Source organism: Gracilibacillus xinjiangensis, assembly GCF_042651765.1.
In the GTDB taxonomy this organism is placed as follows: Bacteria; Bacillota; Bacilli; order Bacillales; family Amphibacillaceae; genus Gracilibacillus; species Gracilibacillus xinjiangensis.
This window is the reverse complement of sequence record NZ_JBHSDT010000008.1, coordinates 297,099-310,139: the sequence shown is the minus strand read 5'-3', so window position 1 is coordinate 310,139 and position 13,041 is coordinate 297,099. Positions and strand designations below refer to the sequence as shown.

Here is a 13,041-nt window from a genome sequence, read left to right as displayed (position 1 = left end):
AAATCGATTGAACTATTTTAGCAGTTGGTTTAACTGATGTTCCGAACCTTTATGGACAAGAATATATAACACGTCTCCTTCTTTAATATCTGTATCACCTGCAGGGGCCACCACCTGGTTATTTCGGATAACTGCATTAACTGTTGCTCTGTTTGGAAATGTGATATCTTTTAACTTTTTTCCGATTAATTCACTAGCTGATGGCACTTCAAATTCAACCATTTCCACATTCGATCTGCCTAAGGAAACAAGCTCGAGTGAATGCTTCACTTGCCTCTTCTCTGGGCCTAACAAGTTGAGGGATGCAGCTACATTCGTAATCGTTGATCCTTGAACTAATGCAGAAAGTAACACAACGAAAAAGACCACATTAAAGAACAATTGACTATTTTCCAGCCCTAACAATACGGGAAATAATGCCAACACGATCGGAACAGCCCCTCTTAATCCTGCCCATGACAAGAAAATATTCTCTTTCACGGAAAAACGGAAAAAATATAAGGAAAGAAATGTTGCAACAGGCCTTGCTACAAACATTAATACTAAAGATATCAACAAACCATTCCATAGCACAGATGTAGTAAATAATGTAGAAGGAAATACGAATAACCCTAGAAGAATAAACATGGTAATCTGGGCCATCCACCCAAATCCTTCATTAAAACGAAGAATGGAATGTCTATAGGTTAAGTCTGAGTTACCAATAACAAGTGCAGCGATATAAACCGCCAGAAAACCACTTGCACTAACAAGTGTTGCCAAACTGTAGGTGATAAAGGCAAAAGCTAAGGCAAGCAACGGATAAAGGCCGCTTGAATCAAGGTTAATTCGGTTGATAGAAAGTGTCGCAAGTTTCCCTACAAGGAATCCTATAATTAAACCCGCACCCATTTGCCAAAAAAAGCTAAAAATGAGCCCACCTATTGCCAGATCATCTATGAGCATTAATTGGATCATCGATAATGTTAAAAATACAGCCATCGGGTCATTCGTCCCGGACTCTGCTTCTAATGTTGATTGTAATTTTTCTTTGATGTTCTTCCCTTTTAATACCGCAAACACTGCTGCTGCATCAGTCGAGCCAACTATAGAACCAATTAACATTGCCTCAAGCCATGTGATATCGAATATTAATTTAGCAGTAACACCAATAATTCCTGAAGTAATCAAAACACCAAGTGTTGCCAATGTAAGTGCTGGTGCCATTACTGGTTTTATTGTTGCCCATTTTGTCTGAATCCCACCTTCAAACAAAATAATAATTAATGCAACCATACCAATTAGCTGAGCAATGTTCGCACTGTCAAAATAAATGTAACCAAGACCATCACTACCGATAACCATGCCAAGTATAATAAACAGAACTAATGATGGTACTCCAAGACGATTAGAAAATTTCGTAACAATTATACTGATTACTAGGATTAATGCTGCCAGCAATATAAATTGATCAGCTTCCTTTATGACATCAAGCATCTAGTAGCCCCCTATAGTTCTCTCTACTATAATAATAACGAAAATTATCCGTTTTAGCATCTTTTTTAATTAAGAATGGTTTTAATCAATTTGCCATCACTTGTTTTTTAGTGAATAAAAAAGAACACTTTCAATAAAGAAGTGCTCACTAACCTGATAGTTTACGAAAACTAAAAATTATTGCTGGTGGTATTTCTATCCATTCAAATATATTGGTTGCTTCTTCTTGGAAAGTCGGCTCAGCTAAATTTTCAAGTACAAAACCATATTGAGAAAACATGTTGACATAGTACGATAACGGCCGATGAAACATCAAATGCGGGGATGGTTGACCATTAACTGCAATCGCTTCATATTGCTCCATTTTTATATAGTTGGATAATTGAACACTATGTGTTGTGATTTGTCGGCCTTTATCATCAATCGTTTCTGTCACTTTTCGAGCACCGGGAACTTGGAAGCAGGGATGTACAATCGAAAAAACAAATCTACCATTTGATTTTATTAACAGAGAGAGTGCTTTTATTAATGGTTCCACATGAGAGATATCCATTAACGCCATATTGGAAACCGCCTTATCATATGTATCAATACCTAATTTAAGCATTTCCTCATAATCAGTTGCATCAACTCTCTTATATTGGATGATGGATTCTGATCTCAATTTTGCCCTTTCGATCATTGTTTTACTATAATCAATTGCTGTAACTTTTGCACCTAATTCTGCTAATCTTCTGGAAAAATTGCCATTGCCACAAGCAACATCAAGAATGACATCCCTTTTCTTTATTTTTAACAATTTTTCTGTGGATGGACGAATAATATCTCTGTGAAATGCATTACTTTCCTCCCCCATGTAATCATCCCAAAAACCTGCATTCTCTTCCCATTTTTGTCTAGATCGTTTCGTTAACTCTGGCCATTCGGACATTGGCAATCATCCTTTCCATTTAACATTTTGGTATCGGCTGTCACACCAAGTGAATTAATTGACAATGATAACTAATATCAATTAAAATAACAATATAAGGAAAGAGGTGGAAATATGTTTGTAATGATGCGTAGAATGGTCATTAAAGAAGGCTATGCCGACCAACTTATTGAGAAATTTGGTTCCAAAGGTATTATCGAAGAACAAGAAGGATTTGTAGACAGTACGATAATGGAAGAAAAACCACGAAAAGGTGAACAAGAAGTTTGCATTATGATCCGCTGGGAGTCAGAAGCTCATTGGAAACAATGGGAGAAGAGTGATGCACATATCGCTGGACATAAAGCAAACCGCGGCAAACCAAAACCAGACTTTCTTTTACATATGGAAGTGAAAATGTATACCGTAAAAGCAGTCAAGCAACCCGCTAATTCATAAGAGTACATGGAAGAGTGTCCATTCACCTTGCTGTCTGGCACTCTATGAAACTATGATTGTTGATACCACTTCGGAATAATCATCGTGAAATTGGCATGATCAAGGACGACTTCTCATATTAGAAACGTTCTCTAATTGCTGAATCGCTCGGAATTCTTGTAACCTTCAATCATTATCATCTGAGGGGAAGATTCTTAATAAGTAATTATTATCTAATACATATTTCTTATCATCGGAATACCCTTTTGTTAACTGACGAACGGAGGAGCTGTCTTTCACCATCGGAATTTTGTTTAAAAAATTCTGCTGAGTCACTTTTTATCCCTTCTCACATACATTAGACTTCTCGGAAATCAAAATTACAATAAAAATCGCGAGTATCCTCTGTTGATCGGTCCATCTGGAGATTTAGTTGATCTTTTTCTGTAATTGATCCCTCTGTCCTTCTATAACTTTCTTGCATTTGATTCATATATTTCTTTTAGCAATGTCCGTTTTTCTTCTAATTTCCTAATTTTGCGACACGTTATATATGATAAGAAAACGGTAAGAAAATATCGTCCTAACTTGGATTGTTCATGAAATGGTTCGATAATCTTCTCCATATATACACCACCTGAATTCATTGGATTTTCTATATTGCTATATGTATTTCTATTGTCCCATCCGGATAATATTTTTCAAAATCCACCGTATATGCTCGCTTTAACTCTCCTGACTCTTCCAAATTCCATATATGTTGCCATGTCTTCATAATTCCTGCCTCATCTTTTGCATCGACAGGGAAAACTTGATAATCAGCATGTTCATTTATTTGTACGTCGGACTTATTTGGGTCTTCTATACCCACAGCTAGTGAATAATCTCCTTTATAATTACTCTCATAATTATGATAAACACCATACAGTATTTTTTTATCATCAATGTTTTGATACGCTTGCTTCCACAAATGCTGGATTTTCTCCATAAGTTTATCATCAGTAAAATTATTTGTGCTTATTTGATTGATTAATTTTATCTTCATTAGTACTTCCCTCTCTTTCATTAATATTATAACATTTTTCCATTCCTGTGTTAAAATGTAAATACATCTCATCAGCAGGGGTTCTTTGGACAGTTCTAAGCTTTGAAAAATAACAAAATCTCTAAATGATGAAAAGGTGGGTAAAAATTATGATTGATAGTAATGTTATTGCAAAAATATGCTTAAGTCTCCCTAGTTCCACTCAAGAGTATAAGGAAGAATGGGATGCGTACCGGTTTATGGTAGCTGACAAAATGTATGCACTTGTTGGTGAAGATTCTGAGAAACAACCGATCTTAACATTAAAATGTGACCCGATTTTTTCGGAGGAATTACGTGATCAATATAAGGAGATTAAACCAGGATACTATATGAACAAAAAACATTGGATTTCTATTTACTATTCATCTTCCATCCCTTTGGAACTTACTGAAAAACTAATCAATCATTCCTATCAACTTGTACTAAAGAGTTTACCAAAATATATTCAAAAAGAAATCCAACAATAATGGATCAGGATAATGAAAATTCAAACCCAATATAGTGAAAATATGGTTTGAAGCCTAATTTCTCCGCAACTGAAATGGAGGCTTTATTACTCTCCGTACATTCCCAATATGGCAGTTTCTTTTGATTGAAGCATTCTTTGACGAAAGCATGAGCGGCTTTTTGTGCAAGTTTTCTTCCTTCATACGATTTCTTTGTTTCGATTGCTATACAATGAACATTGCCTGCAACAAAGTTCGAAAAGCAGAAGCTAACAATTTGATTATCATCCATTATACAAAATCCAATCCCAGTCTGAAGAAAGTCCTCAATAGTTACCCAGGATTCCAGTATTTTTGCTTTTAATTCATCATTATTCGTTATTTGGCTTGCTGATAAAATTTCTTTATCCATTCTCCTAATCGTAAACTCTGTTTCCATCTGCGGCTCAAGGTTATCAAGATATTCATAGTTTTTCATAATGTAAACCCTCTGATTCCAATTACGATAATTCCGCATATGGAAAAGTTCCTTCAATGTTGTATTCCATTCCTTACTATTACCGATTGCTTCAATGTAATTCAGATTAACTTTTTTCGCTTCTCCGACAATAAATTGATCAATAAAAGGATTTAAATAGTGATTAAACTTTTCATTACAGGGATTTCCGATAAAGAAAAACCCATCATTGTTTCCTAACCAAACCATTCCTGTTGTTGGATTCTGCTTGTCATCAACAAATACTCTACCAGAATTTATCCCATCAATTACTGAGATTGGTTCTAAATGTGCTTGCCTGTTTAACAAGTTCCTGCAACGGTAAAAATCTTCCTTATTTAATTCAACAATCATTTGAATTGCCTCCTATTGGGAATATTATTATATCTTTATAATTAATTGGACCCTTCATTCATTGATTCATCTTTTAATATGGTTTAAATCCATCCTGACTTAGGAAGATTCGACTGGCAGGAATGGCTGCTTTCAATTTCTCGATCGCCAATTGGTGTGTCCCCTTTCCAAACCATTCTCGTTTTTCCTCTTGATTATATATTTCACTGATTCCGAGTCTTTCGGTTCTTTTTCCACTGCTTCCATCACCTGTGTAATAATCATCAATTACAATACGGTCAACTAATTCTGCAATAGTTGCTGGAAATTGTGAGGTGAATGGCAACACCGGGGCAATGGCAATCTGGACAGGCAGTCCATGATCTCTTAGCTGTTTTACTGCTTTTAGTCTTGCATGGATAGGTGGTGCATGGGGGGAGAATCTTTTACGTACCAGATCATCATCTGTTTCTACTGTTACACTGATTCGCAATCTGTTTTTTAACTGTTTGAATAAATCGATATCTCTTGTAATGAAAGGACTTCTCGTTTGAACAAATAAAAAGTCTGGCGGCATTTCAGTCATTCCTTCAAGCAATGACCTTGTAACATGTTCTTTATGCTCGATCGGCTGATAAGGATCTGTACTTGATGACATAAAAATGGTTATTTGCTTATCTCTTTTCTTTAAATTACTGATTTCCTTCGTAAGTTTTTCCTTTACCTCTTGTTTTACATCCACCCATGTTCCCCATTCTTCTTTACGAAATAAACCAACAGGGCTTTGTCTCACATAACAATAGGAACAACCAAATACACAACCTGCATAAGGATTTAGCGTGTGAGTATAATCATTCAAAAAACCGCTGGTTGGTGTCAGAATTTTCTTTGGTGTTTTATACGTAATGTTTTTTCTAGACATAGTTCCTCCTGTTTACTTATAATGTAACTATATTTTGTATTTGATAGTCACTAACGGTAAGCTCCACATATGCGGGCATCCCCAATGAACACCATATTTCAAATCCATCCAAATGATTATATAGTGAAAGAAATAGTGACATGACTGTTCCATGTGTGACTAACAGGATGTCCTCATTACTCGTATGTGTCTTAATTAGTTTCTTTATAGCCTCATCGAACCTGCTTTTTGCTGCTCCTGCAGTTTCATCACCAAATATGAAACGATCTTGTTTAGTGAAGAGCTGTTGCATTATCGCTAACCATTCGTCTCCAGTAAATACCTTTCGATTAGAAGTACGTAAATGTTCATGAACATCTGCAATTTTTTCATATGAACTATTTGTATGGTCAGCAATAATTTTAGCAGTTTCAATCGCTTTTGGTTCCATACTTGTATACAATTTGCCGAAACAATAGCCTGATAGTTTCTTTGCTATTATTCTTGCCTTATCTATTCCCTCTTCTGCTAAGACCCATTCATTCGAAGGAACACCTGCTTCGATAACTGGAATGGAATGTCTTATTAAGATTAATCGATTCAAGTAAAAAGTCCTTTCTAACTACCTTATAAGTAATCTTCCGCATGTTCGAGTTTCATATATTCCGATTCTTCTATAAAATTCTGTAATATTTGCACATGGGCACATCCTATTAACTAAAGTAAAGCTTAAGAATGGCAACTGTTTTTCTGAGTTCTGGCTTTATCTTTGCTGAAGTTTGTTAAGAAACCAATTATTATTGGGCACTTTCTTCACCGTTTAACCGTTCCTGCCTTCTCCTCAACACCTGGTAATCTTTTGACTGTTTCATTGGCACCCCATTTTTCTTTGCAAATTGTTCAACATAGTGAAAAATTGTTTCAGGATAGAACCCATTGAGACGATAATTTATCCCTTTCTTCATGATGACTTTCACGCCCATTAAATACCAGTTGATCCGCTTGCCTTTGATTTCTTTTATATGCTCTGGGGAGATTTCTTTTGCATAAATAGTAAGATTGCCGAATAAAACTGTATAATGGATCAGGATCATCTTCTCATCAACCGTAACTTTATATCTCAAAAAATTGGTAATGACCAGCAATATAAGAAGATAGAACAAACAATAATAGAATCCGTACTGAAATTGGTTATTAATACTTATTAATATAATGGTAATCACTATCATAATAACCGGAGATCCCTGTAGTCTTGAATGAAATGTCATCATATCCTCCTTCCCTCTAATTTGTTGGCATAATTCTTGAACCAATTTTAAATAAAACTGGAATAAAACTTAGCAAAATAATCCCTATAAGGATCGTTGCACAGATTGCACCAAATAATGTAATCAGGTTCTCTTCAATAAATCGGTAAATAATATAGCTATTAATTGGGATATTTAGGAGAACGCCAGTCAACACTCCTGGTGCATACTGTTTTAATACAATGGTTGCTAGAAGATGAGGGAAAATCGCATTGAATACCATAGCACCTAGAAATCCAACAAGAATAATGGTGGTGATCGTATTGTTAAATACATAATAAAAGAATACCGTCAGATAAGCGAATAATGTTATGACAATTATCGCAAAGCGAAATTCATTTGGTTCAACCCTTTTTTGAAATCTGCCTGCATGCTCTGACCATTTAGGCAGCCATAATGCCTCTTCTAAATTATGCAAGGTTATACTGAACAGAAATAATAATGTTAGGAATTCCAGAATTTCACACCTCCTGTCGCTATTTAAACATACCATATTTTAGCAAATGCTTAAACCATTTTTTGAAAGGATGATAAACTTGAGACAATTTTTCATGGTTGGTTGTTTGATACTATTTTTCTTTTGTTTGAGTATTTTAACATTAAGATGGGAACTTCCTAGTAATGAGTCATTTTTAATGATCGGTTTACCGATGATGATTGGCGGAACGTTTTTAATTACATATTTATTTAGTGAAAGAAAACGTGGTTGAAATAGTTAACCTGGACTCCGATCAATTACAATGATAGAAAAGGAATATTTCCTGACATATTACACAATCTATCCAAAAAGATGGGAGTGTATATGTGATGAAAAAGTGGATAGCTTTAGCCATCTTCGCCATAATTATAACTGTAGGATTCGGATCTCCATTTTCAGCCGAGACGGAGGAAAATGGTAAATTAACAGATGAGCAAAAGCAAGAGATGGCGATAATGCACAATGAGGTGTGGAAGCAAAAAGTCGCGATAATTGAAAAATATGTAGAATTCGGGATATATACTGAGGAAAAGGCAAAAAAGATGATCGATCATTTAAAAGCTAAATATACGAAACTGGAAGAAAATGATTATATTCCGAAATGGGACCGTGAAAACCCACACCATATGCATAATAAAAAGATGAGCATTCTCCCAAAATGAGAGTGCTCATCTTTTTCAACGTGCTCTATTTACTTTTAGCCGGTTCAACAGCTGTTTAAATATGTTCCCAGTTTACAGGTGTTCCGCTCACTATATCTTTGCTCGCTTTTTTTCCTAGTAAAATATCAAAATATTTAGGCGGTAGTCCATATCCTGGTCGAATGACTCTTAGATTCTCTTTCGTAAAAGGATCGCCTTTTTTCATATCTTGTGCCACATATATCGAGCGGCGGTATTTCATTGATCCCTTTTCCGCTTCTGTTGTACCATAGTGTACCTCTCCTAATGCAAGCCATGCTCGTTTTGATTCTGTAACTAACTGTGCTAATTCATCAGGTTCCAGGGAAAATGCTGCGTCTACTCCTCCTTCTGCACGTGATAATGTCAGATGCTTTTCCACAACTGTTGCTCCTAACGTAACTGCTGCAACGGCTACACCTGCCCCCATTGTGTGATCAGATAAGCCAATTTCACAGTTCCATGTTTCGCCCATATGTGGAATTGTTCGTATATTGGTATTTTCCGGTGTTGCCGGATAGGTACTCGTGCATTTTAACAAGATGATATCCTTACATCCCGCTTCCCTTGCTGTTTGAACAGTTTCATCAATCTCTGCAGCTGTACACATTCCTGTCGAGATAATCATTGGTTTTTGCAATGCAGCTACTTTGCGGATAAGCGGCAAGTCGGTACATTCAAATGAGGCAATTTTGTAACATGGTACATCTAGTGATTCCAGGAAGTCGACAGCTGTTTCATCAAAAGGGGAGCTAAAACCAATCATGCCAAGTTCTTTGCAACGGGTAAAAATTGGTTCATGCCATTCCCACGGCGTATGTGCTTCTTCATACAATTTATATAAAGATTTATTCTTCCAAAGACTTTCCTGATCATTTATCATAAACTGCTGATTCGTTTGATTTAATGTCATCGTATCTGCTCGATATGTTTGAATTTTTAATGCATGTGCTCCAGCTTTGGCAGCCGCTTCAACGATTTGCAACGCTTTTTCTAATGATTGATTATGGTTGCCAGACATTTCGGCGATAATAAATGGCGGGTGGTCACTGCCAATAGTGAAATTGCCAATTTTCATTACGAGTTTCCTCCTTTCGTCCATTTGTCCCGAAAAAGCCCCATTGGAATTACATTTAAGTAGTCGTTTCCTTTTCTCATATGTTGATGAAATAAACCTTCTTGTTTAAAGCCTAATTTATGATGAAAGTTTAAGCTCACCGTATTTGTTTCAATTACTTCTGCGCAAATTTTGTTCATATTCAGTTCCAAGAACATTTTCTCGATAGCTAATTCCCCCATCATGGTCCCTGAACCTTTAGGCGCCTCTTTTTCCCCAATATAAAATCCCCAATAACAACGCTTATGTTGTGGGTTGATCTGGGAAATTTGGACAAGGCCTAACGGTTTCTGGTTGGCAACATATAAAAAAACGCGACGAGATGGATCATTGGAAATCCGCTCAAACCATGCTTGATGCTCTTCCCAGCTAATTAACTCTTCATTATACATAAATAGACGTACATGATCGGCATTACGCCAATTTAAAACAAGTGGCAAATATGGTTCCGTCAATTCCCGTAATTCCATTATGATCCACCTTCCATGATCAATCTCGCTACAGCTAATGGATCGATTTGCTGTCTGAATGCTTCCGCTTTTTTGCGCATTGTTAATAAAAAATCAGGATGCTTGATTAATAATAAAAGTTTCTCCTTAATATGGTTAGCAGTAACATGGTCACTTTTGCCTAAATGATAGACAAGGCCTTCATCTGCTAGATGTGCTAAAATGTCAGCCTGGTTTGCTGCTGTTTCTATTGTTAGTGATGGGAGTAACATATAAATCCTCTCCCATGTGGTTGTTCCACCAGCCCCTATCGCGATATCTGCTTCTGCCATTAATATTGCTACATCCTTAGTTTGTTGATGGATTGCAACAAATTTTTTGTCATGGCAAAATGATAGAATTTCTCCGGAATAGGGATTGGCCTCACCAATCATGACATCAATCTTTAAATAAGGAAAACTTGCTACTGCTTGTAGTGCTTTCATTGTTTCATTTGTCGGATCACTGCCACCAAATGAAATAAGAATCCTCTTAATCCTTTGACTGTGCTTCGCATCAACCTTTACTTCACGAAACTCTTTACGTAACAGGAGATATTTCACACCAAATAATCTAACGGCTTCTTTAGGAATCAGATGATCGTACCTTTTTTCTTTATTTGCTACATGATTTTGATCAAGTAATATATCACAATCGTGAGGGCGATTAGCTAAATCATCAATCACCATTAATTTTCCTGCAAATGGTTTCACTTTTTCTTCCCAATCGAGATCAATATCATAGTGATCGACAATCATACAATCCACCTTGGTAAATGATTGGATAATTGTTAACGTTTCTGAGGCATGATGGTCTTCTTCTACTAGATAGACAGGAAAATTATTTGCAGATATTTTTGATGTTAAATTACCAGGAAGTTTGCGACAGATAAAAGCAACCTCTGCTCCCAATTCTTTCAAGCTTTCAGCCAATACAAGACAGCGCATCACATGCCCTGTTCCTATATGAGTGGATGCATCTGTCCTAAAGATAATTTGCATCATTTTCACCTTTTCTGTTCAATATGTGCATTGATTTTTAGCCAATCCTGATGTTTTTGCAGGAGAGAAATGATATCTTCTAATGTAAAAGCAGGGCTGACTGGGTAAATTTTCTCAAGAATCTTCTCGATTAACATTAGATCCTCCGCTGTATCAACCGTTAAACGGTAATTACTGTAATCAGAACGGTGAACGACATCTTTAATTTTAAAACGATCTGGCTGTTCACGGACAAATGTTGTCACATGCTCACGATCTTTTTTCGAAGTTGCTTCCTCGTTTATTTGTTTCAATAATTCGATTGAGAAAACTTCCACATCCATCCCTCTTGGATAAGTTCTTCGGACAACATTGGATACATAGTGATTGGATAAAGTGTATGTCTCAATCACTTTGTCAATGACAGCCGGGTCGATTAGTGGACAGTCTGATGTGAGTCTTACAATCACATCTGCATTTGCTTGGATAGCCGTGTCATAATAGCGGGAGAGAACATCTTGTTCAGACCCGCGGGAAAATAACACATCTTCCTTTTGACAGAATGTAATTATCGGATCATCAGTTGGCTGCGTTGTTGTTGCAATAATAATTTCGTCAATGTGCTTTGCCAAACGCACCCTCTCCAGTTGATAGGCTAAGAGTGGTTTGCCAAGTACTTGACGAAGCACTTTGCCAGGTAATCTTGTGGAACCCATTCTCGCTTGTATAATTGCGACAATTTTCATCATTCCATCCCACCAATCAACTCATTAACTGCTTCAATCACATCATCCACATCGTTTTCTGTCATTTTCGGAAAAAGGGGTAATGTGATCATTGCTTCATACAACTTCTCCGCTTCCGGACAAATTCCTCTCCGGTAACCTAATTGCTGGTAATATGGATGAAGATAAACCGGTATATAATGCACATTAACGCCAATATTTGCTTCCTGAAGTTTACTGAATAGTTCTTTTCTGTTAAGTGATTGGTCCAGTTTAATCACATACAAATGCCAGCTTGAATTGGTCTCGGGGTGTTGATATGGCGGTGTAAGAAATGGAGTTGATTGGAATGCTTCGCTGTATTTTCTGGCATATATTCTTCTTTTATCAAGGAAATGGTCAAGCTTTTCGAGTTGGCTTATACCTAAACCTGCCTGGATATCAGTCATTCTGTAGTTATACCCTAATGATTGCATCTCGTAATACCATGGTTCATCTGGATGAGATATCCGTAGTGGATCACGTGTGATGCCATGTGAGCGGAAATCTCGGAGCTTTTCATAACATTCAGGATTATTTGTTGTAATCATGCCGCCTTCTCCTGTTGTGATATGCTTAACAGGATGGAAACTGAACATCGTCATATCAGCTAATGTCCCGACTCTTTTTCCCTTGTATGTTGCCCCAAGCCCATGGGCCGCATCTGCAATGACTGTTAATCCATGCTTCTTAGCAAGTTCGTTGATAGCATCATAGTCTGCTGGTTGACCGGTAAAATCAACAGCAATAATGGCCTTCGTTTTCTCTGTTATCAGTTTTTCGATTGACTGAACAGAAATGTTATAAGTGTCAGGGTCGATATCAGCAAATACAGGCAGGGCTCCTTGATATAACACCACATTACTTGTTGCAGCAAAAGTCATTGGTGTTGTAACCACTTCCTCACCTGCAGCAATGCCAGCAGCATAACATGCACCGTGTAATGCTGCTGTTCCACTGGAAAAAGCAACGGCATACTTTGCACCAACATATTCTGCAACCTTCTGTTCAAATTCAGGAATCATTGGTCCTGTTGTCAACCAGTCACTTTTTAATATTTCTACTGCTTTTTGTATATCCTGATCGTCTAACCATTGTTTTCCATATGGTAAAAATTCACTTCGTTTTGGCATTATAAAT

The 13,041-nt window shown here is 36.7% G+C and carries 19 protein-coding genes; 4 read left to right on the top strand and 15 right to left on the bottom strand.

All coding sequences use genetic code 11. From position 1 onward, the window contains the following. Positions 1 to 12: 12 nt before the first annotated feature. Positions 13 to 1,476, bottom strand: a complete 1,464-nt coding sequence (locus ACFOY7_RS12720; protein ID WP_390252469.1) for a potassium/proton antiporter — start codon at positions 1,474 to 1,476, stop codon at positions 13 to 15. A gap of 148 nt (positions 1,477 to 1,624) precedes the next feature. Beyond that, complete coding sequence (locus ACFOY7_RS12715) at positions 1,625 to 2,407, bottom strand: class I SAM-dependent methyltransferase (protein ID WP_390252468.1); 783 nt, start codon at positions 2,405 to 2,407, stop codon at positions 1,625 to 1,627. A gap of 114 nt (positions 2,408 to 2,521) precedes the next feature. On the opposite strand from ACFOY7_RS12715, the gene ACFOY7_RS12710 reads away from it, so the two are divergent. Further along, a complete protein-coding gene (locus tag ACFOY7_RS12710) occupies positions 2,522 to 2,845 on the top strand; it encodes an antibiotic biosynthesis monooxygenase family protein (RefSeq protein WP_390252467.1) in 324 nt (107 codons plus the stop codon). Positions 2,846 to 3,010: 165 nt separating this feature from the next. On the opposite strand, the gene ACFOY7_RS12705 is transcribed toward ACFOY7_RS12710, so the two are convergent. From ACFOY7_RS12705 to ACFOY7_RS12695, 3 genes are all read right to left on the bottom strand, one after another. Beyond that, entirely contained in the window at positions 3,011 to 3,160 is a 150-nt protein-coding gene (locus tag ACFOY7_RS12705) for a hypothetical protein (RefSeq protein ID WP_390252466.1), read from the bottom strand. A 131-nt stretch (positions 3,161 to 3,291) separates the two neighbouring features. After that, complete coding sequence (locus ACFOY7_RS12700) at positions 3,292 to 3,450, bottom strand: hypothetical protein (RefSeq protein ID WP_390252465.1); 159 nt, start codon at positions 3,448 to 3,450, stop codon at positions 3,292 to 3,294. A gap of 29 nt (positions 3,451 to 3,479) precedes the next feature. Next, the gene (locus ACFOY7_RS12695) at positions 3,480 to 3,869 is read right to left on the bottom strand and encodes a GyrI-like domain-containing protein (RefSeq protein ID WP_390252464.1); all 390 of its coding nucleotides are present in this window, start codon (positions 3,867 to 3,869) and stop codon (positions 3,480 to 3,482) included. A gap of 149 nt (positions 3,870 to 4,018) precedes the next feature. Here ACFOY7_RS12695 and ACFOY7_RS12690 point away from each other — a divergent pair, with 149 nt between their 5' ends. Continuing rightward, complete coding sequence (locus tag ACFOY7_RS12690; protein WP_390252463.1) at positions 4,019 to 4,378, top strand: MmcQ/YjbR family DNA-binding protein; 360 nt, start codon at positions 4,019 to 4,021, stop codon at positions 4,376 to 4,378. Positions 4,379 to 4,382: 4 nt separating this feature from the next. Here the strand turns inward: ACFOY7_RS12690 and ACFOY7_RS12685 are convergent, their stop codons facing one another. From ACFOY7_RS12685 to ACFOY7_RS12665, 5 genes are all read right to left on the bottom strand, one after another. Beyond that, positions 4,383 to 5,207: a GNAT family N-acetyltransferase gene (locus ACFOY7_RS12685; RefSeq protein ID WP_390252462.1), complete on the bottom strand. Its 825-nt coding sequence runs from the start codon at positions 5,205 to 5,207 to the stop codon at positions 4,383 to 4,385. Between the two features lie 73 nt (positions 5,208 to 5,280). After that, a complete protein-coding gene (locus ACFOY7_RS12680) occupies positions 5,281 to 6,108 on the bottom strand; it encodes an SPL family radical SAM protein (RefSeq protein ID WP_390252461.1) in 828 nt (275 codons plus the stop codon). A gap of 16 nt (positions 6,109 to 6,124) precedes the next feature. Further along, positions 6,125 to 6,691 (bottom strand): histidine phosphatase family protein, encoded by a 567-nt coding sequence (locus ACFOY7_RS12675; RefSeq protein ID WP_390252460.1) that lies wholly within the window; start codon positions 6,689 to 6,691, stop codon positions 6,125 to 6,127. Positions 6,692 to 6,884: 193 nt separating this feature from the next. Further along, positions 6,885 to 7,355, bottom strand: coding sequence for a hypothetical protein (locus tag ACFOY7_RS12670; protein WP_390252459.1), 471 nt, complete (start codon positions 7,353 to 7,355; stop codon positions 6,885 to 6,887). A 16-nt stretch (positions 7,356 to 7,371) separates the two neighbouring features. Then, the gene (locus ACFOY7_RS12665) at positions 7,372 to 7,851 is read right to left on the bottom strand and encodes an HXXEE domain-containing protein (RefSeq protein WP_390254091.1); all 480 of its coding nucleotides are present in this window, start codon (positions 7,849 to 7,851) and stop codon (positions 7,372 to 7,374) included. 79 nt (positions 7,852 to 7,930) lie between these two features. On the opposite strand from ACFOY7_RS12665, the gene ACFOY7_RS12660 reads away from it, so the two are divergent. Together ACFOY7_RS12660 and ACFOY7_RS12655 are read left to right on the top strand one after the other, a co-directional pair. Beyond that, positions 7,931 to 8,104, top strand: a complete 174-nt coding sequence (locus ACFOY7_RS12660; protein WP_390252458.1) for a hypothetical protein — start codon at positions 7,931 to 7,933, stop codon at positions 8,102 to 8,104. A 97-nt stretch (positions 8,105 to 8,201) separates the two neighbouring features. Continuing rightward, positions 8,202 to 8,534: a DUF2680 domain-containing protein gene (locus tag ACFOY7_RS12655; RefSeq protein ID WP_390252457.1), complete on the top strand. Its 333-nt coding sequence runs from the start codon at positions 8,202 to 8,204 to the stop codon at positions 8,532 to 8,534. 55 nt (positions 8,535 to 8,589) lie between these two features. Here the strand turns inward: ACFOY7_RS12655 and pseI are convergent, their stop codons facing one another. The 5 genes from pseI to pseC are packed head-to-tail and all read right to left on the bottom strand — an operon-like array spanning position 8,590 to position 13,034. Beyond that, entirely contained in the window at positions 8,590 to 9,630 is a 1,041-nt protein-coding gene (pseI, locus tag ACFOY7_RS12650; RefSeq protein WP_390252456.1) for a pseudaminic acid synthase, read from the bottom strand. Then, a complete protein-coding gene (gene pseH / locus ACFOY7_RS12645) occupies positions 9,630 to 10,139 on the bottom strand; it encodes a UDP-4-amino-4,6-dideoxy-N-acetyl-beta-L-altrosamine N-acetyltransferase (RefSeq protein ID WP_390252455.1) in 510 nt (169 codons plus the stop codon). The genes pseI and pseH overlap by 1 nt, the downstream gene beginning before the upstream one ends. Beyond that, on the bottom strand, positions 10,139 to 11,158 hold the full coding sequence (pseG, locus tag ACFOY7_RS12640) for a UDP-2,4-diacetamido-2,4,6-trideoxy-beta-L-altropyranose hydrolase (protein ID WP_390252454.1): 1,020 nt from the start codon (positions 11,156 to 11,158) through the stop codon (positions 10,139 to 10,141). The genes pseH and pseG overlap by 1 nt, the downstream gene beginning before the upstream one ends. A 5-nt stretch (positions 11,159 to 11,163) precedes the next feature. After that, the gene (locus ACFOY7_RS12635) at positions 11,164 to 11,883 is read right to left on the bottom strand and encodes a cytidylyltransferase domain-containing protein (RefSeq protein ID WP_390254089.1); all 720 of its coding nucleotides are present in this window, start codon (positions 11,881 to 11,883) and stop codon (positions 11,164 to 11,166) included. Further along, positions 11,883 to 13,034 carry a UDP-4-amino-4,6-dideoxy-N-acetyl-beta-L-altrosamine transaminase gene (gene pseC / locus ACFOY7_RS12630; protein WP_390252453.1) on the bottom strand — a complete coding sequence of 384 codons (1,152 nt, stop codon included), beginning with the start codon at positions 13,032 to 13,034 and terminating at the stop codon, positions 11,883 to 11,885. The genes ACFOY7_RS12635 and pseC overlap by 1 nt, the downstream gene beginning before the upstream one ends. Positions 13,035 to 13,041 lie beyond the last annotated feature (7 nt).

Excerpts from the sequence above, each read along its gene's own strand:
- ACFOY7_RS12720 (WP_390252469.1), bottom strand. The coding sequence starts at position 1,476 with ATGCTTGATGTCATAAAGGAAGCTGATCAATTTATATTGCTGGCAGCA.
- ACFOY7_RS12715 (WP_390252468.1), bottom strand. The coding sequence starts at position 2,407 with ATGTCCGAATGGCCAGAGTTAACGAAACGATCTAGACAAAAATGGGAA.
- ACFOY7_RS12710 (WP_390252467.1), top strand. The coding sequence starts at position 2,522 with ATGTTTGTAATGATGCGTAGAATGGTCATTAAAGAAGGCTATGCCGAC.
- ACFOY7_RS12700 (WP_390252465.1), bottom strand. The coding sequence starts at position 3,450 with ATGGAGAAGATTATCGAACCATTTCATGAACAATCCAAGTTAGGACGA.
- ACFOY7_RS12695 (WP_390252464.1), bottom strand. The coding sequence starts at position 3,869 with ATGAAGATAAAATTAATCAATCAAATAAGCACAAATAATTTTACTGAT.
- ACFOY7_RS12690 (WP_390252463.1), top strand. The coding sequence starts at position 4,019 with ATGATTGATAGTAATGTTATTGCAAAAATATGCTTAAGTCTCCCTAGT.
- ACFOY7_RS12685 (WP_390252462.1), bottom strand. The coding sequence starts at position 5,207 with ATGATTGTTGAATTAAATAAGGAAGATTTTTACCGTTGCAGGAACTTG.
- ACFOY7_RS12680 (WP_390252461.1), bottom strand. The coding sequence starts at position 6,108 with ATGTCTAGAAAAAACATTACGTATAAAACACCAAAGAAAATTCTGACA.
- ACFOY7_RS12670 (WP_390252459.1), bottom strand. The coding sequence starts at position 7,355 with ATGACATTTCATTCAAGACTACAGGGATCTCCGGTTATTATGATAGTG.
- ACFOY7_RS12655 (WP_390252457.1), top strand. The coding sequence starts at position 8,202 with ATGAAAAAGTGGATAGCTTTAGCCATCTTCGCCATAATTATAACTGTA.
- pseI (WP_390252456.1), bottom strand. The coding sequence starts at position 9,630 with ATGAAAATTGGCAATTTCACTATTGGCAGTGACCACCCGCCATTTATT.
- pseH (WP_390252455.1), bottom strand. The coding sequence starts at position 10,139 with ATGGAATTACGGGAATTGACGGAACCATATTTGCCACTTGTTTTAAAT.
- pseG (WP_390252454.1), bottom strand. The coding sequence starts at position 11,158 with ATGCAAATTATCTTTAGGACAGATGCATCCACTCATATAGGAACAGGG.
- ACFOY7_RS12635 (WP_390254089.1), bottom strand. The coding sequence starts at position 11,883 with ATGAAAATTGTCGCAATTATACAAGCGAGAATGGGTTCCACAAGATTA.
- pseC (WP_390252453.1), bottom strand. The coding sequence starts at position 13,034 with ATGCCAAAACGAAGTGAATTTTTACCATATGGAAAACAATGGTTAGAC.